General features: G+C 30.6%; 35 protein-coding genes and 1 tRNA gene. 26 read left to right on the top strand and 10 right to left on the bottom strand.

Features of this window, described 5'->3' with window-relative positions:
- Window positions 1-26: 26 nt before the first annotated feature.
- On the bottom strand, window positions 27-311 hold the full coding sequence (locus OEM44_03990) for a hypothetical protein (GenBank protein MDH3515959.1): 285 nt from the start codon (window positions 309-311) through the stop codon (window positions 27-29).
- A 295-nt stretch (window positions 312-606) separates the two neighbouring features.
- Window positions 607-843 carry a hypothetical protein gene (locus tag OEM44_03985; protein MDH3515958.1) on the bottom strand — a complete coding sequence of 79 codons (237 nt, stop codon included), beginning with the start codon at window positions 841-843 and terminating at the stop codon, window positions 607-609.
- Between the two features lie 1444 nt (window positions 844-2287).
- Between OEM44_03985 and OEM44_03980 the strand changes: the two genes are divergently transcribed.
- The 6 genes from OEM44_03980 to OEM44_03955 all read left to right on the top strand — a co-directional run bounded on the left by OEM44_03980 (window position 2288) and on the right by OEM44_03955 (window position 5907).
- A complete protein-coding gene (locus tag OEM44_03980; GenBank protein MDH3515957.1) occupies window positions 2288-2491 on the top strand; it encodes a hypothetical protein in 204 nt (67 codons plus the stop codon).
- 3 nt (window positions 2492-2494) lie between these two features.
- A complete protein-coding gene (locus tag OEM44_03975; protein ID MDH3515956.1) occupies window positions 2495-2632 on the top strand; it encodes a hypothetical protein in 138 nt (45 codons plus the stop codon).
- 597 nt (window positions 2633-3229) lie between these two features.
- A complete protein-coding gene (gene serB / locus OEM44_03970) occupies window positions 3230-3880 on the top strand; it encodes a phosphoserine phosphatase SerB (protein MDH3515955.1) in 651 nt (216 codons plus the stop codon).
- A gap of 35 nt (window positions 3881-3915) precedes the next feature.
- Complete coding sequence (cofE, locus tag OEM44_03965; GenBank protein MDH3515954.1) at window positions 3916-4641, top strand: coenzyme F420-0:L-glutamate ligase; 726 nt, start codon at window positions 3916-3918, stop codon at window positions 4639-4641.
- 46 nt (window positions 4642-4687) lie between these two features.
- Window positions 4688-5602 (top strand): PHP domain-containing protein, encoded by a 915-nt coding sequence (locus tag OEM44_03960; protein MDH3515953.1) that lies wholly within the window; start codon window positions 4688-4690, stop codon window positions 5600-5602.
- A 56-nt stretch (window positions 5603-5658) separates the two neighbouring features.
- A complete protein-coding gene (locus OEM44_03955) occupies window positions 5659-5907 on the top strand; it encodes an Lrp/AsnC ligand binding domain-containing protein (GenBank protein MDH3515952.1) in 249 nt (82 codons plus the stop codon).
- A gap of 321 nt (window positions 5908-6228) precedes the next feature.
- Here the strand turns inward: OEM44_03955 and OEM44_03950 are convergent, their stop codons facing one another.
- Entirely contained in the window at window positions 6229-6756 is a 528-nt protein-coding gene (locus OEM44_03950; protein ID MDH3515951.1) for a PAS domain-containing protein, read from the bottom strand.
- Window positions 6757-6797: 41 nt separating this feature from the next.
- Window positions 6798-7820 (bottom strand): flap endonuclease-1, encoded by a 1023-nt coding sequence (fen, locus tag OEM44_03945; GenBank protein ID MDH3515950.1) that lies wholly within the window; start codon window positions 7818-7820, stop codon window positions 6798-6800.
- Between the two features lie 117 nt (window positions 7821-7937).
- Here fen and OEM44_03940 point away from each other — a divergent pair, with 117 nt between their 5' ends.
- The 8 genes from OEM44_03940 (at window position 7938) to OEM44_03905 (ending at window position 11690) form a co-directional block, all read left to right on the top strand.
- Window positions 7938-8204 (top strand): hypothetical protein, encoded by a 267-nt coding sequence (locus tag OEM44_03940; protein MDH3515949.1) that lies wholly within the window; start codon window positions 7938-7940, stop codon window positions 8202-8204.
- Between the two features lie 50 nt (window positions 8205-8254).
- Window positions 8255-8336 (top strand) — tRNA-Ser (locus tag OEM44_03935).
- Between the two features lie 1012 nt (window positions 8337-9348).
- On the top strand, window positions 9349-9534 hold the full coding sequence (locus OEM44_03930; protein MDH3515948.1) for a hypothetical protein: 186 nt from the start codon (window positions 9349-9351) through the stop codon (window positions 9532-9534).
- 60 nt (window positions 9535-9594) lie between these two features.
- Window positions 9595-10242 carry a nitroreductase family protein gene (locus OEM44_03925; protein ID MDH3515947.1) on the top strand — a complete coding sequence of 216 codons (648 nt, stop codon included), beginning with the start codon at window positions 9595-9597 and terminating at the stop codon, window positions 10240-10242.
- A gap of 48 nt (window positions 10243-10290) precedes the next feature.
- Complete coding sequence (locus tag OEM44_03920) at window positions 10291-10524, top strand: Lrp/AsnC ligand binding domain-containing protein (GenBank protein MDH3515946.1); 234 nt, start codon at window positions 10291-10293, stop codon at window positions 10522-10524.
- Between the two features lie 52 nt (window positions 10525-10576).
- On the top strand, window positions 10577-11017 hold the full coding sequence (locus tag OEM44_03915) for a hypothetical protein (protein MDH3515945.1): 441 nt from the start codon (window positions 10577-10579) through the stop codon (window positions 11015-11017).
- Between the two features lie 55 nt (window positions 11018-11072).
- The gene (locus OEM44_03910; protein MDH3515944.1) at window positions 11073-11249 is read left to right on the top strand and encodes a hypothetical protein; all 177 of its coding nucleotides are present in this window, start codon (window positions 11073-11075) and stop codon (window positions 11247-11249) included.
- A 66-nt stretch (window positions 11250-11315) separates the two neighbouring features.
- Complete coding sequence (locus tag OEM44_03905; protein ID MDH3515943.1) at window positions 11316-11690, top strand: hypothetical protein; 375 nt, start codon at window positions 11316-11318, stop codon at window positions 11688-11690.
- A gap of 244 nt (window positions 11691-11934) precedes the next feature.
- Here OEM44_03905 and OEM44_03900 read toward each other — a convergent pair whose 3' ends face one another.
- Window positions 11935-12267, bottom strand: a complete 333-nt coding sequence (locus tag OEM44_03900) for a hypothetical protein (GenBank protein ID MDH3515942.1) — start codon at window positions 12265-12267, stop codon at window positions 11935-11937.
- 63 nt (window positions 12268-12330) lie between these two features.
- Complete coding sequence (locus OEM44_03895) at window positions 12331-12792, bottom strand: SRPBCC family protein (GenBank protein ID MDH3515941.1); 462 nt, start codon at window positions 12790-12792, stop codon at window positions 12331-12333.
- A 77-nt stretch (window positions 12793-12869) separates the two neighbouring features.
- Between OEM44_03895 and OEM44_03890 the strand changes: the two genes are divergently transcribed.
- The 4 genes from OEM44_03890 to OEM44_03875 all read left to right on the top strand — a co-directional run bounded on the left by OEM44_03890 (window position 12870) and on the right by OEM44_03875 (window position 15531).
- On the top strand, window positions 12870-14156 hold the full coding sequence (locus OEM44_03890) for an exonuclease SbcC (protein ID MDH3515940.1): 1287 nt from the start codon (window positions 12870-12872) through the stop codon (window positions 14154-14156).
- 24 nt (window positions 14157-14180) lie between these two features.
- The gene (locus OEM44_03885) at window positions 14181-14579 is read left to right on the top strand and encodes a Mov34/MPN/PAD-1 family protein (protein ID MDH3515939.1); all 399 of its coding nucleotides are present in this window, start codon (window positions 14181-14183) and stop codon (window positions 14577-14579) included.
- 295 nt (window positions 14580-14874) lie between these two features.
- Entirely contained in the window at window positions 14875-15213 is a 339-nt protein-coding gene (locus OEM44_03880; GenBank protein ID MDH3515938.1) for a hypothetical protein, read from the top strand.
- Between the two features lie 6 nt (window positions 15214-15219).
- Complete coding sequence (locus OEM44_03875; GenBank protein ID MDH3515937.1) at window positions 15220-15531, top strand: hypothetical protein; 312 nt, start codon at window positions 15220-15222, stop codon at window positions 15529-15531.
- On the opposite strand, the gene OEM44_03870 is transcribed toward OEM44_03875, so the two are convergent.
- The gene (locus tag OEM44_03870; GenBank protein ID MDH3515936.1) at window positions 15532-16899 is read right to left on the bottom strand and encodes an ABC transporter permease; all 1368 of its coding nucleotides are present in this window, start codon (window positions 16897-16899) and stop codon (window positions 15532-15534) included. It abuts the gene before it with no gap.
- Window positions 16899-17945 (bottom strand): ABC transporter permease, encoded by a 1047-nt coding sequence (locus OEM44_03865; protein ID MDH3515935.1) that lies wholly within the window; start codon window positions 17943-17945, stop codon window positions 16899-16901. The genes OEM44_03870 and OEM44_03865 overlap by 1 nt, the downstream gene beginning before the upstream one ends.
- A gap of 92 nt (window positions 17946-18037) precedes the next feature.
- Here OEM44_03865 and OEM44_03860 point away from each other — a divergent pair, with 92 nt between their 5' ends.
- From OEM44_03860 to OEM44_03845, 4 genes are all read left to right on the top strand, one after another.
- Complete coding sequence (locus OEM44_03860) at window positions 18038-18382, top strand: hypothetical protein (protein MDH3515934.1); 345 nt, start codon at window positions 18038-18040, stop codon at window positions 18380-18382.
- Between the two features lie 319 nt (window positions 18383-18701).
- A complete protein-coding gene (locus OEM44_03855; GenBank protein ID MDH3515933.1) occupies window positions 18702-18896 on the top strand; it encodes a YwbE family protein in 195 nt (64 codons plus the stop codon).
- A 169-nt stretch (window positions 18897-19065) separates the two neighbouring features.
- Window positions 19066-19359 (top strand): hypothetical protein, encoded by a 294-nt coding sequence (locus OEM44_03850; protein ID MDH3515932.1) that lies wholly within the window; start codon window positions 19066-19068, stop codon window positions 19357-19359.
- A gap of 18 nt (window positions 19360-19377) precedes the next feature.
- Window positions 19378-19623, top strand: coding sequence for a hypothetical protein (locus OEM44_03845; protein MDH3515931.1), 246 nt, complete (start codon window positions 19378-19380; stop codon window positions 19621-19623).
- 1 nt (window position 19624) lies between these two features.
- Here the strand turns inward: OEM44_03845 and OEM44_03840 are convergent, their stop codons facing one another.
- Window positions 19625-19960 carry an arsenate reductase gene (locus tag OEM44_03840; GenBank protein ID MDH3515930.1) on the bottom strand — a complete coding sequence of 112 codons (336 nt, stop codon included), beginning with the start codon at window positions 19958-19960 and terminating at the stop codon, window positions 19625-19627.
- A gap of 374 nt (window positions 19961-20334) precedes the next feature.
- On the opposite strand from OEM44_03840, the gene OEM44_03835 reads away from it, so the two are divergent.
- The gene (locus tag OEM44_03835) at window positions 20335-20994 is read left to right on the top strand and encodes a hypothetical protein (protein ID MDH3515929.1); all 660 of its coding nucleotides are present in this window, start codon (window positions 20335-20337) and stop codon (window positions 20992-20994) included.
- Between the two features lie 192 nt (window positions 20995-21186).
- On the opposite strand, the gene OEM44_03830 is transcribed toward OEM44_03835, so the two are convergent.
- The gene (locus OEM44_03830) at window positions 21187-21867 is read right to left on the bottom strand and encodes a PAC2 family protein (GenBank protein MDH3515928.1); all 681 of its coding nucleotides are present in this window, start codon (window positions 21865-21867) and stop codon (window positions 21187-21189) included.
- Between the two features lie 448 nt (window positions 21868-22315).
- Between OEM44_03830 and OEM44_03825 the strand changes: the two genes are divergently transcribed.
- From OEM44_03825 to OEM44_03815, 3 genes are all read left to right on the top strand, one after another.
- Window positions 22316-24040 carry a DEAD/DEAH box helicase gene (locus OEM44_03825; protein MDH3515927.1) on the top strand — a complete coding sequence of 575 codons (1725 nt, stop codon included), beginning with the start codon at window positions 22316-22318 and terminating at the stop codon, window positions 24038-24040.
- A gap of 265 nt (window positions 24041-24305) precedes the next feature.
- The gene (locus OEM44_03820) at window positions 24306-24437 is read left to right on the top strand and encodes a hypothetical protein (protein ID MDH3515926.1); all 132 of its coding nucleotides are present in this window, start codon (window positions 24306-24308) and stop codon (window positions 24435-24437) included.
- Between the two features lie 75 nt (window positions 24438-24512).
- Window positions 24513-24650: a hypothetical protein gene (locus OEM44_03815; protein ID MDH3515925.1), complete on the top strand. Its 138-nt coding sequence runs from the start codon at window positions 24513-24515 to the stop codon at window positions 24648-24650.
- Window positions 24651-24663 lie beyond the last annotated feature (13 nt).

Raw genomic sequence — 24663 nt, 5'->3', positions numbered from 1 at the left:
AATTTTGAAAATAAAGTTCTGTGTTGTTATAATTTGTCTCCTTTACAGAGTACTTTTCCCATGACCCTGCTTTGGAAATTTGGGCATACAAAACATTGAATGAACTGAATATTTTCTTTTAAAACTGGACATTCTACAAATTCCTGTTTCATTTTTTTAAGCATTTTAGGACTCACGCCTTTCAATTTTAATTTCCCTTTATCATCCATCATACCTGATGCTTTTAATTCTACTTTGACATCTTCTGGTAGTTTTTGCTTATCTTCTGTTTCTTTGATTACTACCTCATATTTGTGTTCTAATTCATCCATGCTGTTCTCAAAACACCCTGTGATTTATTATTACCGTTTTTCTGATTCGAAAAAGTTTAAACTTTAACTTATGAAACTAAAAAGAGGTTTGATTAGTTCATCTGCTTTTATAGGATGATAAATTCACAATACATGAAAAATCATTTTAATTAAGTTAATCTAGTTGGTAAAACAAAGATTGGGGAATCTGTATCTTCATTTTGTCTCTTACTTTTCGATTTATTATTTATTTGGGAAAAAGTCTCTATTACATACTTCCGACTATATCCATGAGTTGTATTTTTTTTTGCCTATTTCATTCTACTATTATATCTGCAAACCACTCTTGATCTTTTTCATGAAATTCATTTTCAGTAAATGAGTCAGAGTCATGTTCAATATACCATTTTACTTTGTAATCAATACCATCTAATCGTATCTTGTCACCTTTCATTGGTGAATTTGGATTATCTCCAGCAAAAGCTTCATAGAATGTAGATCTGTCTTTAAATGCACCTAGAAACATGTCTTTTTGAAAGATCCTGTATCTCATTTCCTTGTATTTTATATTACTGATAAGTGATAATTGTTTTTCTACAAAATTTGTGTAATTTATGGGGTTTTATTTTTTAAATATACATCAATCCTGACAAATTTACATGCATGTTATTCTTTGAGGTTTAACTGATTATTGTAATTTTACTTTTTACCATTTTACTGAAATTCTTAACTTTAGCATATTACAAAATCTTTCAAAGATGTCTTGCTAGCATTTGCCAATTCTAAAAAATAATTTGGCAGTATATTGGATTAGATTTACGTATCAATGAATATGATCTAACTGTACATTCTGTCTTTTTCATACTTACAATAAACACTTGTCTTGATGAATGTGTGCTTATTAATATCACCGTAAACGTGTATGATATATTGTACAAGTAATTAGACTGGAATGTTATATTGATTTAATTTTATTCAAAAATAAAGAAATCCATAAACAAATGTTAGATATCTCTACAAATTACTTTTTATTCCACAATTACACAACAATAACGACAGCAATCAAATAATCCCAAACATTACAAAAACAACATCCTATTTGTAATGATTAGTTGCTATTTGCAACTAAGTGGTTTTGGTTTCTGTCTATTTTAATGACCGCGTTACCTCCAAATCCTTCACATCTTTCAGATTGTCTTGATGATTGGGAATCTAGATAATTATTATTTCTCTACATGGATGTGATTTTTCTCATAGGATGGTTAGATGAAAGAAAAATAAATTATTTTTAATTAATTTGATGCTTGGTTGGAATTGACTGAAAACAACAATCAAAAATTAACGTAAATCTTATCAAAGAGATAAAATAACTTTATTTGAATTGGAGTTACATGACTATCTGCTTTTGTTGGTATTGTTGAAATCACCTATTTTGGCTTTTGTCTCTTTCAAATTTACTCATAATCTCAAAATAAAAAGATATGTTAAACTTAGTAAATTGACATCTAGAACTAAAAATTCCATAAATTCAAACCCACCGATCTATATTTGATGTTGATTCTACATGACCAGTTTCATTACAAAAATATCCTTAGGTTGAAAAATAAATCAAATGACGACATGTGACTATAGTGCCCATTTAAAACACTTCACTTGTTAAGAGTTAATTGTTTGGTTGTAGAGTAAGGAGATCAAAATTCTTTTGGAATTTTGATAATGGATGAACTGTTAAAACAAAAAAATGACACTACAGTATCATTGTTGAATAGATGTAATGTGGAATCTTTGACCGTTGAGGAACTTCAAAAACTACGTTGAGAAGAAAATGAACACTAGATTTTTGATATTTGCATTTGTGTTCTAAGTAACATCAATTATATTTTTGATACCTGGTGTATCTGCTTGCCTTTGTGATGAATTAACTGTGGAGCAAAGAATTAATCAAGTAGATGATGTCTTTTCAGGAACAATAAAAGACAATCCATGGAATTTTTCAGATGACTCTTGCAACAGGTTTTGATGTTCATAGAGTTTGGAAAGGTGATGATATTTTTCCTATAATTAAAAGCGGTTTTGTTACTGTATCTACTGCAAAAGTCAGTACATCTTGTGGGGTAAATTTTATCCAAGATAAAGAATACTTGATTTATGGCAAAATAGATGGAAATAATTTACAAAATACCATATGTGATGGTTCATGATTTTTGGATGGTAGAAATGATGATGTTGAAATTCTTGAAACTATGGGTTCAACTCATGTTTTTATTGATGCTCGAGAGATCAAATTTTCACAATCTCATGATTGTAGAGGTCCAAGACTGCATAGTGTAGGAGGAATGTGAATTTGGGAAACTTGTACACAATATCTTTTTGCCCCTTGGTATTGCTTTGCCTATTGTAGGTGTTTCTGTGTTTTTTCTTTGGAGAAAAACAAAATGAAAACTAGTTTTCAATATTTCATATTTTCCCGATCAGAAAAATCTAGTTAAAATTTGTAAATCCTCTGTCTCATTTTTTGACAAAACCTTGAGTTTAGCTCGCAAAACTTTAGACACTACTTAGTTTTTGTTAGATTCTTGTTTATGCTCTTTGCGTCTTTTCTGTTTAGCACCACCACCAATATTATGTCCACTTGGTAATTTCTTAGTCATATCTATTATTTCCCTATCGTTCATGTATACCTTTGTAGTTTCTTTTTCTTGATACTTAGATTATTTGGATAGTCAAGGTTAGTTTCTAAACTCAATTAGCATACTTTCCAGTTACTGTATATGAATATCTTCATGGAACATGTTGATAACTTTATATTTTTTCAATCTTGACTTCAACAATGAAAATTAATCTCATTCTTGTTTGGATATGTTGATCGCTATTTAATCACGAAAAGTTTACTCCCAACTTTAATATAATTAGTAAATTTCCCCCAAATCAGAAGTCTATTGCTAATAATTTTTGATGTTGAAGGTGTTTTATATGATGAAGAATATTTGCCACTTTTGGCGGAAAAACTCCACAAAGAAAATGAAATTTGGGAAATTACTAGACAAGGAATTCAGGGAAAAATTAACTGGGAGGATGGACTCCGGACAAGAGTTGCGGCCTTGAAAGGTATTGATGAAAAAACTTGTCAAGAGGTATCTGACGCATTACCTATTATGACTGGTGCAAAGGAAGCATGTAGAGTTCTAAAAGCAGCTGGATGGAAACTCATGGCCGTATCGGGTGGATTTGGACTAATGATGAATAGATTACAAAAAGAATTAGACTTGGATTATGTTTATTCTAACGATTTAATATTTAAAGATGGAAAACTTGAAGGAGTGACAATCCATGTTGACTCTGATAAATCAAAATCTGCAAAAATCAAAATTGCTGAATGGGGTGAGAAAAAAGAAGATATTGTTTGTGTAGTGGATGGCGCAAACGATGTAAAATTATTTGATATTTGTGGATTGGGTATAGCATATCGTGCTCAAGATATTGTTAAAGATTTGGCTACCACTACTTTGGAAGAAAAAGATCTCTCGAAGATCTTGGATATTATCAACAAACATTACAAGTTAGAATTAGAAACCCCAACCATTGCATAAACAATTTTTTAGTCCCTTTTACTGATATCTTTTACTTGCAAATTATTCCTATTCATATAGAAAAAGAGATTGTTTTCGCCGACGATCTTTCTGATTTAATTTTAAAATCTCAGGAAATCAAAGATGGTGACATTATAGTAGTTGCACAAAAAATTATTTCTAAGCAAGAAGGAAGATTGATCAGGTTATCTACTGTTACTCCCTCATTACTTGCAGAAGGAATAAGCTCTCAATATAAAAAAGATCCTAGGATAATTGAGTTAATCTTATCTGAGTCAAAACGAATTATCCGTATGCGTAACGGTATACTTATTGTTGAATCTAATAATGGTTTTATTTGTGCAAATGCAGGTATTGATGAGAGTAATGTAGAACAAGGATATGCTACTTTGTTGCCCAAGAATTCTGATATTTCTGCCCAAAATATTCGTAATGCTGTTTTACAACGAACTCAAAAACATATTGCAGTGATTATTTCTGATACCTTTGGTCGTCCTTTTAGAATGGGTCAAACAAATTGCGCAATTGGTGTTTCTGGTTTGAATCCTATTTTAGATTATGCTGGAACCTTTGATTCTTTTGGTAATATTTTACGAGTAACTGCAATAGCAATAGCTGATGAACTTACATCTGCTGCAGAATTAATGATGGGTAAATCTTTGAAATGTCCTTTTGTGATAATACGCGGTTATCAATTTAAGATTGAAGAACACATGGCAGATGAATTGATTCGGCCTGAAAATGAAGACCTCTTCAGATAATTTACTTCAACAAGATTATAATCTAACATAGAATATTTCTATTAATATGCCAATTAATGCTGAATTACATTGTCATAACTCCTTTTCAAATTTTCATGTTGGAGATAAAGAACCCCCATACGATTGTAATATTTCGATCAAAGATCAATTAGAACAATCCTATAATTTGGGATTAGATGCAATTTTCATAACAAATCATAACACTCTTGATGGTTATCATCAGTTATTGGAATACAAAAACAATCATGCCAAATTCAAAAATATTAGTGTCTTTCCTGCAGAAGAAATTACCGTTGATACTGGTGCTCATGTCTTAGCATATGGAATTCATAGCGAAATCCAAGCAGGAATTTCTCTTGACGAAGTGCTTGATAAAGTTAAAGATCAAGATAGTGTTTCATCTGCTCCTCATCCGTTTAGCCTATTGGATGCACTTCGTGATAGCGCAAAAAAGTGTGATATGGTTGAAGTTTTTAATAGTTATAATGTAGATATTCTCTCAAATGCACGTGCAACTCAATTTGCACTTGATAATAATATGATTCAAGTTGCAGGTAGTGACTCTCATGTTTTATCTACTCTTGGCAGATGCGTAAATGTAATTGATTCTGATAATAATCTTGATGATATTTTACATGCGATGAGAAAAGGAAAAATCAAAATCATGCAAACTGGGTATGCCTTAGAAATTGAAACCCTTGATCATCTTCGTTATAAGATTAATAATTCTAGAGAGTACATGTTAGATTATATCTCAGAGCACTATCCTAACCTAAAATGGCTTTTTACATTACTACTTAGAATCTATGATTCAAATCAAAATAGTCAAATGTGGTCGTTATTCTATAAAGTTGCCCTTTACTTCATGAAGAGAATTTCAGAAAAAATTAACTTTCAAAATCAGGATCCTTCTTTTATGAAAGAGCGAAATTTGACTACTATGTTAAAAATGGCACTATAATTAACGGTAAAGAACTCAGATTAGTTATATCTATGATATGTTTATTATAATGAGAATTGCAAACTTACATTCTGCTGACCTGTGAACCTGGTCATGAAAAAGAAATTATCATTCATCTAAAAAGTATGGATGGCGTCATTGAGGTAAATGGTATTTGGGGTAAATATGATATTTTTCTCAAAGTTCATCATGATGCAGAATCAGGGTTAGATAGAATAATTGAAACATTACGTCATGTTGAAAATATTACTAGTACATACACCATGCCTATTTTATATGGTCAAGGAGGTTCAATTGAAGATTAAGTTAAAATTTCTGAGGGTGTAAATATTTTTGATCTGCACTGAATTTTTATTCAAAATTGAAAAGTAACTACCTGTTAACTAAATCTGAACTTTGTGAAACATCGATTCAAAATAAGCGTGATGATATGTGGGTATACATAAACTAGATATTTTGATCTTTAGATGTCTATAATGAGAGAATACTTCATTAGAATCTGGTGCATTATTTGTGGATATACGATGAGATATGTTTTTCATGGATTGTAAAAAATATCATATCTGATGGACGTTAATATGCAATATTATACAAATGAATAAAATTTTTGATAGTTTCTATTTATTTTATTTCAATTCTCTCAAGTTTATGGCAGAAAGCATTTCAAACATTTTCTTTAATCCATTATATTCTGATTTTGAGTTTTCATCTAATAAGTTGTATTCTTTTTCTTTTATCTTGTTTAACTTATTGTTAGCTTCTTTAAAAAAAATCTCATATTCTACAATTCTCTCATCATTCATTTGTGTCAAATCAAAAATCACAGTGTTACTTCCAAGCAGATTGTTACTTTGATCATAAAGGCTTGAAGCATGAAGTAATCCTGGAAATGTTTCTCCATTTTCTTTTTTGAATGTAATTTTTCTATTCATTACCTCTCCTGTAACAAACCATGTTTTAAGTGAGTTATTCATCACCTCCCATGATTCCTTTGGTACATGTTCAAAAATTGATTTACCTATAATCTCTGATTTGGTGTATCCTAGATTTGTTGCATATGTGGAGTTACAATCTAGAATAATTCCTATGGAATTTATTCTTCTCCACATAATCGGTGCATCTTTCAGTATTTTTCTTGCTTCTGTTTGAGGCATTTTTTGAAATTAGATTGACTAGTTATTAAATTGAAATATTTTCAAAACCATTGATCTAAATTTTGACTCTTTTTTTCTAGTGCTTTTTTTAGTCGATTTAAAGTGGATTGAATTCTATCTTCTGAAAAACTTCTTTCTTTTACAAGATAGTTTGTGATTTTTTCGTATTCTACTTCGTTGAAGATTATTTCATCAACATCTGATACTTTGGGATTTAGAAATATTTGTCTAATCTGTTTATAGTCTATCTCTTGCAATTGCTCTTGAATTTGGGGAATCTCCTCTAACCTTGAATATTGTTTGATTAGCTTCATTGCAGTTTTTGGGCCAATTCTTTCAAAACCGTTTGGATTAAAATCAGTTCCAATTAAAATCCCAACATCAATTAATTCTTTTCTAGTTATTCCTAATGCATCGAGTGTTTTCTGTGTATCGATAATTTCTGGAACAATATCTATGTATGTATTTCTATTTGGTATTTTTCGTCTTCCGCTATTTGTAAAATTTCTTATTAATCTTTTTGCTCCACATAAAATGGAGTCAAAGTCTTGACTTGCTGAAGCATATGCTTGACCTGTTTGTGTAAGATGTGCAGCTGTTGCTTCTCCTTCTGATGGTGCTTCGATGTATGGTATGCCAAAATATGTTAAAAGTTCTTTTGATTCTTTCACCATCCCATCTTTCATACTAGTTGTCTGTTGCGCGTATTTTCTTGCATCTTCTATATTCCCAGCAGCAACTGCTTTTTCATATTTTATTGTGGCGTCTTTCTTGATCTGTTTTCTTCGTTCAATTTCAGCCGTTTTTAATGACGGTGGTTTTCCATCAAAAACATAAACGGGTTTTATGCCTAGAGATAGAAAATTAACATTCCTGTATAAAAGACCGCTGAGATGACTAGTTATTCTTCCTTCTGAATCTGATAACTGTAATCCGTCTGGGCCCCTGATGCTTGCAAGAAATTGATAAATTGCATTGTATGCGTCAATTGCAATAATTTTAGTTGAAAATGCGTCTAGTGTTGTTTTCTCTTTGACCACTAAGTCTTTTAAGTTCAATCCCATGAACTTTGTTGTATATTTGTGCTTTTTTGTGTTTGTTCTTCATTTATGATCGATATTTTTTATATTGTTGAATGAAAAAATCAATTTTAATATTAAAATAATTAACTAAAAATCACAATGGTGTTATTTGATTTGCCATATTATTTGGAAGATAAAATTTTTGAATTAAAATTTAATTCAGAAAATATGCTTTCTAGAATCACCTCATACTTTCCTTTATCAGAATCAGAAAAACAAGAAATAATTTCTATTTCGGGCAAAGATCTCTCTGATGGATTTTATTCTATTTTCACTGATAACATCTCTGAAGAAGAGTGGAGTAAAAACAAAGAGCAAATCAAAAAGAAATTCAAAGATGAACTCTTTGATATTGACAATGTTTGAATTATCTGTATTCTGATTTGCTTTATTATGGAGAATATTTCAGTCTTAATGCCGGGATAGCCAAGTGGTAAGGCGGCCGTCTCGAAAACGGCTACGTGAAAGCGTGCAGGGGTTCGAATCCCTTTCCCGGCGTACTCATACCTTGATATTATGGCATCTCTTTCATAATACAATGTTCTACTTTTCTTGAAAAATCTATACCAAAAATTCATCGATCATTAATTTCGTTGTGGTTGTGGTTCAAATTTACTTGGGAGCACAATATGCTAGGGGTTGTAGTTAAGGTAGGTTTTATCATACACACGTGAAAAATAATTCCAAAATATAGAATACTATTTTTTGAAAAAAATGATGTAAAAAATAGCAGACAAAGAGAAAATGTAAAAGCCAAATCAAAGAAAAAATGATCTAACAATGTAATCGTAGTTAAAAACTAAAAAATTAATTAACTAGAAAATCATTCCTAAGCTGTATAGATTGCTTTTTGGGCTCTATCTCTTTTACAGATAGTACAATACTCCTCTGGGGAATTACGATTAATTGGAGTTAAACAATCATGGCAATATTTCATGATTACTAAGTGTTAAACCACATATATTAAGAAAACAAACTGAATATTTCAAAGATATTGACATATTTCTCTTAAAAATAGAATATTACCTTCTAAGTGTGGTTTTAACCGGTATCTAGAAAAATTTTCTCAATATTTTTAAAAAATATTCTAATTTTTAAGTACACATGAACATCCTAGAAAATCACATATTCTGCCTGATGTGGTTTTTCTGTGCCACGAATATTTATGCTCACAAATTGGGCAATCCATATTTTCGTTGGTTTTATCTTTATTCAAGCAGATGAATAAATATCTGAGATTATAATATTATATGATTCGTTTGTTGGCTTAATTTCAATGCCTTGTATGGATTTCTTATTGTAAGTCCTGGGCAACATCATAATTTTTTGTAAACACCACTGATTGGATTGTCGATCAACCCCATACATTACATTACTCAAGATAGTCATGCCTGGCTTGAGCAGTTTATGTTTTATCCATGCATACCTGCTTCCGATTTTCTATCTTGTTTAATCAATGATCTTATTTTATACTCACAATGTTTAAACTAACTTTATTCCCAACAGAATTATGACTAAAGAAACAGAATTCAAGATTCATGAATCTAAAATTACAATTTCTGAACTAATATTGCATTTCAGAGAAAAGTGTAAAATTTGTGGTCATCATCGAATAATGCATAATGATTTAGGTGTATGTGAAGGTGTAATGAACAAACCATGTACTTCCGGTTGTGATGCCTTTGACCCTGAGTGATGTGTGTTTGAATTTATGTTCTTTGTAATTCTTTAATAGACTCCTTTCTATATATTGCTCATGGATTCAGAACACAGTGAAGAGAAAATTTATCCTCAAGGTTATACACCAGAAATAACTCTTGACTCTTCAAATGATAATACTAGGAATCAATTACTTGATTTTATTTTAAAATCTGGTCCTTCTGAAGTTGTGGATACTGACTTGTTTGCCGTTATGGCAAAACGACGTTCCACAAGAAAATTCTCTGATAAACCTGTTGAAACAACAAAAATAGATAAAATTATTGCAGCGGCAGACACTGCTCCTACTGCAGGAAACTATCAAGGATTCGAGATTTTTTACATAAAAAGTCCTGAAAAGAAAAAACTACTTGTTGATGCATGTAACAAACAACCCTATGTGGATGCACCTGTTGTATTGGTTTTTTGTAAAAATCCTTCTAGGGTAAAATTTGACTTTCCAGAATACATCCTTGCAAAATTTGCTATACAGGATGCCACACTTGCTGCAGGTTACTCTCAGCTTGCATCTCAGGCATTGGGATTAAGCTCCATTTGGATTGGAATGTTTGATGAAAAAAAAGTAATGAATGCAATTGGTACTGATCTTACTCCATCATCCGTACTCTGTATTGGATATCCAGAACAAACAAAATTTCCAAAACCAAGAAGAAACCTAAAAGACTTGGTACATGTGGTTTGGTAATTTGTCAAAACATTCATCTTTAAATAATAACAGATTATTGTTTATTTCATGACTGATGCTTATGTGATGTTGAATTGTGAATTGGGAACAGAGTCTGAAGTTATAGATCAACTGAGGGCATTAGATTATGTTGTTGATGTTTTTGAGACAATAGGGACTTATGACATGCTAGTAAAACTACAGGCAGAAAATTTTGAAAAAATTAGGGAGATTGTTTCTTGGAATATTCAAAAATTAAAAAATGTTCGTTCAACCTCAACTTTAATAAAAAAAGATAATTAAACTACTGTATTCCAACAATACGCTTAAGTTCATTATTGAATGCAAAAAATTATTGAATGAAAATAAGTCAAAATCTATAAAAAAACTTGAAAAAAAACTTGATATCCAAAGAAAACAAGCATCAGAAGATTTAATCAAAGAAAAACTAAACAAGAAAAAATTAGATTATGATACTGTCTCTCTTATTCTTGAAGTTTTTGATAAATCAAAGTTTCAATGGCATGAAGAGCATTTTGATGTCTTTGATTCAAAACCTGATTATTTTAGAGATAAAATATTACCTAAAAATAATCGAGAATGTGTCATGTTAGGAGTAAGATTAGGGACTATGAGGAGTAAAATAATTTATAATTTACGCGATATCCCACTTACAGAAAGACAACGTTATGACATTGATGATCTAATCTGGAATTTTATTTGGCATTCATGGCATGAAGCAAGAACTATCTATGACTGTGAAATTAAAGAAAAATCTGATTTTAATTCTAAATGAATGTTTGATTTTATTTTTTAATATTTAATTAAGATTAGATTCTTATTCAATTCAAATGAGTACTGAAAAAAATGAAATTGAAAAACTAATTGATAATATGATTATTGGTGGAGATGAATTGGTAAATAATCTCAAAACGGTACTTCCAAATTCTTTAACTGAATCAATTGTGATGTTTCATGAATCAAATGTTACAAATCTAAAGAAAATTAAAAAATTTCTTAACCAGTAACCCCAAAAGTATTGATTACTATAATTTATGCTATATCTTTTTTAACCATTATTTTACAATTGTGATATGAGTAGATCTAGAACTGTCTCTATTACTGTAAAAAGGAAAACAGGGGATGCGTTTGATAGTATTTTACAACTGCCGTCAAAAATGATGCCTGACGCAAAAATAACTGATGATGGTTGGTGGTCATTTAATGGCCCTCACGGTTTATCCAAACTAAAATTTTATGAAAACAAGACTTTTGGAATATTAGACCATCAGTATGTTGATGAGGAGTCTACTTGGGATATACCAATGCGCGTTGTTTCAAATGGCGCCTTTTCTGAGGTTGTAATAACGTTAAACAAACCTGATGAAATAACTGATGAACAATTTGATCAAAGAGTATATGAGCTTGGTGAAATGATACATGCAATGAAAAATATTTTAGAATCTTAAAATCAGAATTTTATTCTAGTGAAAGTAAATGTAACACAAGTTTTGGAAAATACTATGCATTTCTTGAAGATGAGTTGGGAATATTTTGTACTCTGCAAGGATATAAACAATGATGATTGTTTAAAAAATATACCAAAACTAGGAAATTTTTTGTCTATATGAATTTTTTTCGTTTACATTAACTATGCTCATATTATACTGAAAATATAAACAGATGTAATTTTTTTACATTAGAATCTATTTTTTATTTATTATTCTCATCAGAATCCTCATTTTGATTTCTACTTGGACCTACCATATCTTCAGGTTTTACTTTACTATCCCAATCTCCTTTAACTCCTTTTACCAATGCAACTACTCCTGACCCAATTAATATGATGACTAAGCCAAAGAATACTGTTTGATCAAATATCTTAGATAAACAATTGATTTCTATTGGTGGCATGTCGTCTGAATATTTGTAACAAGTACCAAACTGATCTGATTCCATAGTTGCGGCCTGATAATCATGTCCAAACATTCCAAGCACCAAAAATCCTACAAAAGTTAAGACTATACCTATTATGATAAATCTCATGTCACTCATAATCTTTTTTCGGAATTTATCCTATTTACAGTTTAACTCTCTGTTTTTCTAGTGTTATTCTTCAAGCAAAACTTTGAGATTCTCAAGCGATGTCTCATAAAAAGATCCAATAAATGCAAGAAAACCAACAAATTCTTTTTCATACATTTTTTTACTGTTTAGATAGGATTCCCATGTTAATTCCACTATCTTTTTGGGTTTGACCTTCATTGAAATAGTTGCAACATATGCTCTTAACGGTAAGCCTTCAGTTGCAATATATGTGAAATACTCGCCATTTTTCCATGCTACTACATGCTCTTCTATTTCACTACCATCTTCGAAAGTTATCAATCTTATTGCTCCAATACCTCTTTTCTTTTTAGATCGGTACACGGTCTTTTTCACATCTACTACCCATGTTGGTAACCCGACAATATTGCTAATTTTTCTCCAAACTTTGTTTTTTGAAGCTTTAATCCTAATTGTCTTTTTCACTGTACCTGTATGAAATGATTTATCTCCAAGTTTTACCATTTCTTTTATCGACATTCCATGAATTTTAAATTTTATCTGTACAATCATTTTTAATCCCCTGAGGTTAATAACATCAAATGGTCTTTGGATGGGGTAAAAAGAAAAATCAAGATAATCATGAAGAGCCACAACTTCAAAATAAGATAATTTCTCTCTCAGATGTTCCTAAAATCGTAACTAAACTTTGTAAATTGAGAGAGTCTCAAACATTATCTACGATAAAAAATATACGCGATCAAACCTCTTCGTTAATTGATGACCTGATAATAATTGGAAATGTTCTTGAAAAAGATAATCTAAAAGTAGATGATATTGATAAACATCTTGCCATCATTGTGGTTAGAGGTAAAACCCAGGTAATTGATGTTATTAAAAAAGACGTAACATCACTACCCAAAATCACCTCTATAGATGATGCAAAAAAATTGGACATTACATTAAACCAGATTCTCAAAAAAGTTGGAGATGTTTTGGGGCGACAAACCAGAGTTATTCATATTTTTGCAAAAAAATATGCTGCTCAACTAAAAGATAATCTTGAAGTTATGAACACTAACCACTCTGAAATTCACAAAATACTACATAACTTTGATGCTACAACATTCACATCTGATGAGATTCTTAATTCATTAAATCAAATTGAAAATCTAAAGAACAACCGCATTGAACTCTCTAAAAAAATTATTGAAAATAAAACTTCTCTAGATTCTTTGATCGAAAAAATTACATCCATAGAAAAATCAATCGAGCAGATAAAATCTTCTAATGATTACAAATCATATGTTGATTTGAAAAATGAATTAAGTGTGTTTTCAGCTAAAAAATCTAAAATTAAAAATGAAATTGAGTCACAATTTACAAAAATTTCACGTCCTCTTAGTAGGTATGAATATATTTCTTCACTAGATAAGGATCAAAAAAATATTCTGTCTAAACTAATTGAGAAACCATTTGATGTTATGCTTCCTTCTAACAAGGATTCCATAATTATTATTTTAGAGAATGTTCGAAAAGGAATTATTTCAGGAGAAATTTCAGTAAAAGACATTGACAAAACATCTTTACAGATTACTGAGACTGAGGAATATCTTGATACGTTTGTAAACAATGTTTCAGAGTTTTCTGAAAAATACGTAATGATGAAACATAAAATTAATTCTCTTCGACCTTCGGATTTGGATTTACTTGAGAATAAATTGACAAAAAATTTCTCTGTTAAAGATGATCTTGAAGTTAAATCTAGAACCCTTCAAGAGGAAATTGATTATACTGACTCAAAAATTCCACAACTCATATCTGAGATAGAAAAAAAAATAAAATTTTTTTCGAATATATCTTACACTATCTTACCATCTCAAAATTAAATTAGTTTAAACTAGATGATGATTATGATTTTTAAAAAAAAATATTTTGAGCGAAAGGTATTACTTCAAAAAGATGTACTTGATAGCATTATCTCCTATTGTCAAATGAAGCATCCTAACGAAGGAATTTTGATTTTAAAAGGCAAATCAAAACATGGTGAGATTAAAATTGATGGGCTTGTGATTCCACCTTTTAATTATAGCGGTCCTACATTTGCAGGATTTCCACATTCCTTTTTACCCTTTGATTTGAGCTATGTCGGAATAGTTCATTCTCACCCAAGCGGTTCGGCCGAACCATCTGTAACTGATCTACATAATTTTTTTGGATTGGTCTCATTAATTATCAAGTCTCCATATAATGATGATTCTATTTTTGCATGGGATAGTAATGGCGATCCCATTTCCCTTTCTATTATATGATATTTCTAAAAAAATACTAATGATAGAAAAATTAGAAAAAACTGAAATTATTTAGATATTATAGCAATAAATCAAAAATAATGTCTCTCATGTGTATTGAATTGTTCTGCCATTTTCTCTGGTGACCTTATTTTGAATCATATCTCTATTTGCAGCAAAAATTTATCGATCAGATTGTAATAAGGCCTTTATCGATGAATCTTGATGATCTATCTATGGATAAGATCTTAATGATTTATAGCTGGGGCTGAAAGTGACAAAGCTTTATAACCTTTTTCAAACAAATTTGACTGTCTTGAATCCTCAGCTTAAGCGATATTACATTTTTTTAGGTGCTTCACTGGTATTTAGTATTGGATTACAGATATTTCTTAGTTATCTGGGGGTTCCATGGTTTATTAGTATAGGACTAGTAATGGCAATTTTCATTATATTGCCAATGATAATGAGAAGACGACAAATGAGTCGTATGGGGAATTATGATGGTGGTTCTGGAACTGGTGGCGGATTCTTTGGAATGGGTTCACAAGGTGGATCTGGTGGTGTGCGTTACGTCTGTCTTGTATGTAATAATAAACACAAGGGTGGTACTTGCCCACGATGTGGTTCCAAGATGCAGCGTGCAGATTTCTAGATTAAAATGTCTCTAGATGATATTCGTAAAAATGTAATCTTTCACAATTCTGTAGACGTTTGGATTGCAGCATGCACTGAGAAAAACAAAAGTTGGAAAAACCCTGAGGATTATAAAAAATTCATATCTCATTTACTAAAAAATAATTTGAACCTCAAAGCGTTTAATCTGTGTGCTCATGAGGCTGGAGCAACTGATGAAGATAAGGTAAAATTCACTGAAATTTTATCCGAAACTAAAGATGATCCTAACTCTCTTACTTATACCATCAAACTCAATGATTCTGCTTTGAATCTAATTCGTAGTTATAATTTTTAATCATCTCTTTAATTTTGGATTTATAATTACATCTAACGCACTTCCGATAAATACGAAGGCCAAACCTGTTATGGCAATCATTATTCCTGGTGGTATTATCCACCACCATAATCCTCTTGCAGCTGCTCCAAATGTATTTGCATCATGTAAAATTTGACCCCATGTTGGAAATGATGGATCTCCTAATCCTAAAAAACTGAGACCTGCTTCTGTAGTAATTGCTGCTGGAACTGAGATTGCAATACTTGCAAATGCATATGGTAATAATTGAGGTACAATATGTTTGAGGATTATTTTAGAATCTTTTTGACCCATCATATTTGCAGCATCTACATATCCGCGAGTTTTGATTTGTAGTGACATACTCCTTGATACTTTGGCTATTCCCACCCATCCAAAAATCATCAAAAAACCTACCATTAAAAATATGCTGTTGCTGATTGTTACTGAAAGTATTATTAGAAATGGTAATGCTGGTAATGCATATATGACATCATTAAATCTCATCATCACCTCATCAGTTTTTTTACCTTTGTATCCTGCATATACTCCATAAAGTAATCCTATTGTTACAGATGCAATTGATACAACTAGTCCTATAAATAGTGCAAGAGGAGTACCCCATAGAAGACCAATTGCCAGGTCTCGTCTTAATTCATCAGTTCCCATCATTCCAAAGGTTTTTCCTCCGATAATTAGTTTAGATTCGTTAATTTGTGATTCGGATTTTACTCCATACAACTCTATAGAAAAAATATAATCTCCCTTTAACGATTCATTTATTTGAGTTTTTGAAAAAACAATGTCTTCCACAGATAAATTGTCTAATGTGAATTTGAATTTCTCTGATTGCAATGACAAGTTTTTCTTTATCATTCTATCTGTTGAAAATATTTTTTCAGAGTGTATCGTTATTGAATTAGAATAAGGCAGTGATGTAGATAGTAATTTGATTTTGATACCGTCAGGTCGAATGATTGACATTTGTAATAGTGGTGAGCCCGTATATTCTGATGAAAATATGTAAATAAAATCATCTGGAAAATCATCATAGTTAAAATTAAATCCAAATTGATGTGAAGTTAAAACTATTTCATCCTGGTATGTATTCTGTATATTTGGTTTCTCTAAAATCATATGTTCTGGAATCTTCTCGATCATGAACATATTTACCCAAATTGGAATAGCAATTTTTGGATATGTAATCCAGCTTTTTGGATTATTCCACTCTTGAAAAGTTTCAACAGGAATTACAATAATTGCAGTTATTGATATTGCCACAAGAATAATTAGAATTGAAATCCCAGCAATCCCCATCTTGTTTTTAAGAAATTCCTCTTTTATCTCCTGAGGTGTTATGTTACTCATTAACCTGTCCTCACTCTCGGGTCAAAATATCCATAGAGTAAGTCTGCAATGAATATGCTGATCAAAAAGAAAATTGTAAGCAAGTATGTGGCACCAATAATTACTGGTAAATCCATTACTGATATTGCTTCAAAATACAATCTTCCCATGCCTGGCCAGTCAAATACTGCTTCCGTGATGATTGCACCTCCAAGTGAACCTGATAAGCTTAGTGCTAAAATTGTGATAATTGGTGGCGCTGCATTTTTTAGAGCATGTGTGTATATTATTTTTTTCTGATTCACCCCGATTGTTTTTTTGGCCATGATGAAATCTTCTTGCATTATTCCAATCATAAAATTTCTGACCATATAGGCCCATGATCCAAATCCTATCATCACAATTGTAATTAATGGTAATGCCATATGATATAACAAAGATCCAATGTACCAAGGATCTGACAATGGAACATCTGGAGTTGCTCTTGCTGGAAATATTTGATATGTGAACGCAAATAAGAAAATCATTAACATACCTATCCACCATACTGGAAAACTGGAACTGATTATTGCAAAACTTGATGTAATTCTGTCTATGGTAGAACCAATCTTACTGCTGGATAAAGCTCCTAAAAAGATCCCGATTATGGATATGATTATTGTTGCAGTCGTAAAAAGTAAAACAGTTCTTGGCAATTTTTCAAATAGTATATCTTTAACATCTGATGAACCTAAATCACTTGTAAGAAATGTGGCATGTCCAAAATCAAGAAGTAATATCTTATACATTGCAATGCCTATTCTTTGAGGAGAATACCATGGTTCGTCTAACCCTAAAATCTTGATTCTTTGATCTATCTGAGTCTGAATGAATATCTCAAACTCTTCAACTGATGAAAAACTTTGTGCTGTTGATGGATTTTCTGTGATTTCAGTTCTTACTTGAAATGCAATTCCTTGTTTTAGTATTGTATCCATGTTTGAGCCTACAAGAACAATTGTAATCAATAATGTGATCATCAATACTACAAACATAGTTGCTATTCTTGTGACGACATACCTTTTCATGCCCAATAATCTCAGATTATGAAATTACTTTATAACATAGATGTTTTCCCACAGTTTAATAACCTCATAATCTATTCGAACTTTAGAAAGACATGTCCTTTGATAGAGAAAGAGAAATGTTTACCGCAAAATGCGGTGACTGTGGAAATGATTGTCAAGTTCCATTCAAACCAAAAGATGACAGACCTGTTTATTGCAGAGAATGTTTCCAAAATCACAAGCCAGCTCCAAGATCTGGTGGTAGATTTGGTGGAAGATCTGGAGGTTATGGTGGAAATGATAGAGGTTCCAGATTTGGTAGAAGAGATGATAGACCACGAGAAATGTTTGATGCAAAATGCGGTGACTGTGGAAATGATTGTCAAATACCATTCAAACCAAAAGATGACAGACCTGTTTATTGCAGAGAATGTTTCCAAAATCACAAACATAGTTAAAAAATTGTTTTGAGTAATTTTCAAAACTCCTCACTTTTCTGATATGTAACACAACAAAATTACGTTTAATCCAAGTGTACAAAAATATGACTATTCATAAAATAACAATTATCATATCATATGACCAATTACAGTATCTATTTTTTTCACGACTTTTGATGATATTTTTGACTGCAATATCCTTTTTTTATTCAATATTTCCCATATTTTTTCTGTCTGTATGTTTTAACATGATTATTCCAAAATATATGGCAGATACCTACATGTCCTCAATTTTATAAAACAAAGACTTAGTATCTCTTCTCCATGCCATATTTTATTGGTAATGCTACCTTCAAGAGGAAAAATAACACTAGGAATGAAAGTTCGAATTATTCAAAAACAGGATCAATTTACAGGTAAACTAACTGATGGTATTGTTAAGAGAATTCTGACTTCTAGTAATTCACATCCCTATGGAATTAAAGTTGAATTGGAAAACGGAAAAATAGGACGCGTTCAAAATATTATTTAAATAATAAAAATAGAAGATAGTGAAACTAATTCTAGACTTTATCTGATTAGAAAAGCAAGGCTCTCCGTCATATTCTGATACGTCATTATATCCTTTAACTATTTTATAAAAATATGTATTATCTCTTTTATATTGAAAATATTATAATTTAGTTTCTCTCTTTACCTATATGGTAAAAAAGAATTCTTTTGATCCTGATAGGTTAGTTTTAAGCAAGCAAGAAATTCTTGAATTTTGTGACCGTGTATTAGAAAAATGGAATAAAAACCCAAAAAAAAATGCTAATAATGTTATTGCAATGACTGCAGTTAAGGCAAGTGTGATATGGACTGATGATGAATCTCTCAGGGCAATATGGAGTGAAATTTTGAATTGGACATTTGAACTCCTATATGAGAATGCCATGGCTTGTAATAATAAAGAATGGACAAATGTTAGGAAAAAATTAAAGAATAAAACATAACCCAATTTTAATAGTATTATGAGTGCTAATACTATCAAAAAAGCAAAGAAACTTGTTGAAAGTGGTGGTGTGGTAAAAATTGATGATGATTTGTTTCAGATAAAATCTTCATCTGATCCTGAAAAATCTTATTTTGTAACTTCTGACACATGTGAATGCCCTGGATTCAAGAATTTTTACAAATTTCATCATGGTAAGGGACTAAAGGCAAATTGCTCTCATTTGGAGGCAATTATAATATTCAAGCAAGAAAACACACGATAGTTCATTTTATATCTTCTGTATCTATTTTTCCAACATATGTTTTATTTTTTATAACTATGATGGGACGCAAAATTAATCCTGGGTATTTCACCATTAATTTAATGAGTTGATTATCACTCATTTTGGTTTTTTCTAAACCTAATTCTTTGTACATCTTGTCTCTCTTTCTGAGCATTTCTATTGGTTTTTTTCCTGTTTTTTTGATGATTTTTTTAAGTTCTGTTTCTGAAAATGGATCTTTGAAAAAGTCTCTTTTTTCAATATCTTCTTTCATTCTTTCCAATTCTGTAATTGCTTTTTTGCAAGTAACACATGTTGACTTGTGGTATATTTCCAACTTAGATTCTATATTTAATTTGGGTTAAAAATTGTTTAGAAAAATAAAAAACACTATCTAGTACAACAATAGTTTTTCAATGTTTTCTGATTTTTGCAAACTTGCATTCTTTGCAAACTTGCTCTGTTCTTTTTCTAAAGAATGCATGCTGATTCATAATATGCATTTTTTGTCATATGTGGTAACCCTATCATATCATGATGTTGATATCATTCACAGGGATTGTCATAATTTAGAAAGATAAGATAAAGTATGGACAAAAAATCGATATTTTTCACCTTTATTTGAGTAATTATGGTGTTTTTAAAGGATAAAATTATATCAAAATCTGTCACTATTACTTCTTAAACTACTAAAATTACTTTATCATGATCATGGACTTGGAAAAATTCAGCAATGATGTAAATGATATGACCAAAAAACTCTCAGATAATCTAAAAGAAAACGACATTCCAAAACTAAATCATGTAAAACAACAATTAATTGATATGTATAAAAAAAATCTAGTTAAAATCAATCATTCTATTTTAGAACTAATCTGTGCAAACAATCTGATTTCTAGAGGATATTCTGTTGAAGTTGAAAAAGATATCTCCGATATTCTGGTTTGTGATATCTATGGAAAAAAAGGCGGAGGTAATACCATCATTGAAATTGAAACTGGTTTTACGCCTCCAGAACATGCTATGGATACTATAGATTATTTCACTGCCAGAATTATGAGTAAAATTGCTAGATATAGTCAACACTGCTCAAAATTTTCCTTGGCAACACCTGTTGTTGGAATCTTACCTATCTCTAAAATTTTCTTATTGCCTCCAGCTGCTCGTAATAGAGATGAAGTCCAAAAAATCAAAATACTCTGTGACCGTTATTATAAAAATCCAGTTATACAATATGATGATATTCTAAATGCTCATCTACATTCTATCTATTTGATAAATATAGATAAAGGATTTGCAAAGGAACTTGACCCACAAGGGTATGTTGAATTAACTGAAGATCTTCTTAGACGAAGCGAAGTAGAATACTGAATTCTTTATTAACTTGGAAAAAATTCAAATTCATCTATAGTTTACAGTTTGTAATATGATTTGTGCAGCATGTGAGAATAGAAAACACTTTGAATGTATTGATTGTATGAATAACCACAAAACTCATCTTTGTAGCTGTGATTGTCATGATGAAAATACTGAACCCCACGAAGTCGGGAAAACTCATTGATTTTATCTCTTAAATTTTTGCTCAATTTCTTGAGCCATTATTTCTAATTGATTGATATCTCCTAATTTTCTATATGTTAATTTCTCGATTGTTTTGATAATGCTTATTGCCGATCTATATTGTGGAATTTCTGGTTCATTTAATTCCCCATACATGCCTATCCCTTGAATGTTGTTTTTCTTTGCAAATCCTAGAATCAAGCCATTAAATCCTGTAATTATTGATTTTTGAGGTGTGATGTCTATGTTCAAACCCTCCATTTGTTTTGTTAATTTTTGAGATGTTGTAGTGATGTATGTTTTTGGATTTTTTTCAAAAATCCTACTAGTGTGAAAACCACCTAATGTGTAGATAAATTTGGCATCATATTTCTTTGATATGTCTATTACATCTTGGCACAAAGTGTTTAATTCACTATTACTTTGTGGTTGACCTTTGCCGCTACCAAATACTATCAAATCATCGGTATATCTATACTCCCAACTTTCATCTGGCAGCTCAATATATCCTCCATTGTCTATCACATATGTTGGAAATGATGTTTTTGCAATTCTGAATTTTTTTGTTTTTAATGATTTGTTAATGAAATTTATCACTATATTTCCTACATTTCCCATATCCTGCATTGCTGCAATTATGATTGGTTTTTTTACGTCAGGTTCTATATCTTGAATAAACTCCATATCTTTTCTGAATTCTAATGAATTTTAAACATATGTCATGATTAAGATATCTAAATCCAATATTGGATTCTTGATAATTGCTTGTAAATTAATGCATGTGAAGTTTGTCGTATCTGTTTGATAAATTATTTTTTAATGCTTTGATTCTTATTCTATCCACTCTTCTTTTTGTTTTGCTTACAGCATTGTTTAATTTTGTAAATTCATCTTAAAAAAACGATATTATTGAAAACTAAAAATAAATCCTTGTCTTTATTATATTATTATATTTATACTTAAAATTAGATCTTTTTGACTTAATTTTTGTTAATAAAGCTGCAAATGTGAATTTTGGCCCAAATAGTAAACCTATATTATATTTTAACTCTTGTATCTTTTCGTACTATTTTTTAATGATCGATAAAAATATCAAGATTCATAAGGCAAAAAAACTTTCTATCGACAAATTATGGAAACAAGGATGCAAAATATTGGCACATTGGAGTATGTTCTTGATAAATATTCCAAAATCTGGAGTTGGAAAGTTACAGGCGATCGTGCAGTTGGCATGATTTCACGACTTGTTCCTGAAGCTTGGTATGGTGAAAATGTAAATGAGGTCATTATTCCGGACAGTACTGAAAACGTAAAACAGATTAAACTTATCATGGACCGATATCCGTTAGAAATTTTATCAAAATCAACATGGCAACGAAAAATTGTGAAAACATATGCTCCAAAACCCACACTGCCTCTAATTAAACACAAGCTAAAACGTGCAAAAACTGGTGAACAATTTAGAGGAAAACTATTAAATTTCCAAAAAGAAGGCCTAGACTTTTTATTAAAATCTTCTGGCAATGCATTGCTAGCTGATGAAATGGGTCTTGGTAAAACTGTTCAGACATTATCATATGTTTCTACAGAAAAGCAAACATTTCCTGTACTTGTAATTGCACCCCTTGTTACTTTGAATAATTGGGAACGTGAGATTGAAAAATTTTTAAAGAAAAAAAGCAGAAATGGAAGGATAATAGAAACCAAGTCTCCCAGTGTTACAACTATTAGAACAGGAAAATCACAAAATCTTCCAAAAACTGATATTTACATCATAAATTATGAATTACTTTTCAAACGATACAACGACTTAGCAAAACTTGGAATAAAAACCATAGTTTGTGATGAGGTTCATAACCTTAGATCAAAAACCACTCAGAAATACAAATCTGTTAAAAAATTAGCTGCTCTAAATTCTATTTCGTATAGGATTGGTCTTTCTGGCACTCCTATTTACAATCGTGGTTCTGAAATCTGGCCAATCATTGATATTCTAAAACCTGGATTGCTTGGAAGTTTTAAGGAATTCTGTGAATATTTTTGTTATGTAAATGAAAAAGGAAAAGCAATTGTTTTAGAAAATAAGCGTGCTTCTCTTAGAAATGAACTGCAAAAACATGTTATGTTACGAAGAAAAAAGTCTGATGTTCTAAAGGAACTGAAGGATAAAGTTAGATATAAAGAAGTAATAGCAGCTGACACTGATTTTTATATTGATGAATTAAATAAAATCTGGAAGAAACTAGAGGAAGAGCAAAAAGGTGCAGAGTCAGAATTCTCCAAATCTGCATCATATAACAGAGCAATTCAGAGTGAAAGACAAATTGCTGGACTTGCAAAACTTCCACACGTGATCAATTTTGTTAAAAACATTATGGATATTGAAGAAAGTGTCGTAGTGTTTTGTCATCACAAAATAATCCATAAATTACTTAATGAAAGTCTTCAAGAATTTTCACCAGTTACTATTATTGGAGGACAGTCGGATGCAAAAAGACAAGATCAAATAGACAAATTTCAAAAAGGTGAATCCAAATTAATGATTGCTGGTATACGAGCTGGAAATGTTGGAATCAATTTAACTCGAGCAAAATATGTTATTTTTGCAGAACTTGACTGGAGTCCTGCTATTCATAGGCAAGCTGAAGACAGACTCCATCGAATTGGTCAGAAAAATACTGTCTTTGCTTACTATTTAATTGGAAGTGGGACTCTTGATGATCACGTGGCAAATATTTTGGTAGATAAAAGTTATGAAATTGATGCAATTATGGATGAATCCACTGAAAATTATGAAAATAAAGACAAGGCAGAATTAATTTTGGCTCAGATACAAGATAAACTTCGTGCAAAATAAGATTTATCAACGCGCTAAAGTATGTGTTGATTTTTTTGATCAATGAATTCTGTAATTCTTATTTCAGTTGTAGTTGATAATAAAATATTAACATGTATTGTAATGTGTATATATCATGTATTCCTTGTTGAAAACTTGATTAAATCTGTGACTTGAGATTCAATGTTAAATCACTCAGGATTAGAAATCGTTCATACTAGTATTGATGAATTTAATTATTAAATCACGTTACATTTAAGTTCAATAATTCACACAAATCTTGTACTTGAAAGAAATAGAAAAATACCATGAAAAAATGATTAAACAAAAAGAAGAATTTGTTAAATGGAAAAACGAAGAGGGTGATTCTGACTTAATATTTAATCAAAAAGATAACAAGAAAAAGGAAGATTCGTAAAAGTGGTGTTATGATTTCAAACGGTTCTAAGTCAATTATGCATTAAGATTAATACCTCATACACTACTAAGGAGTATGAATAAAACCTCAAACAAATCAAAAGCATCTCAAAAAAATAAAAATAATAAAACAATTCCAGAAAATTTACAGAAAAAACAATACTTGGAATCTTATAACGAATTAAAACAATCAATAAATGATAATTCTATCTAGATTCAAAACATAT

The organism is Nitrosopumilus sp., from assembly GCA_029862745.1.
Taxonomy (GTDB): Archaea; Thermoproteota; Nitrososphaeria; order Nitrososphaerales; family Nitrosopumilaceae; genus Nitrosopumilus.
This window is presented reverse-complemented; position numbering and strand designations above follow the sequence as displayed.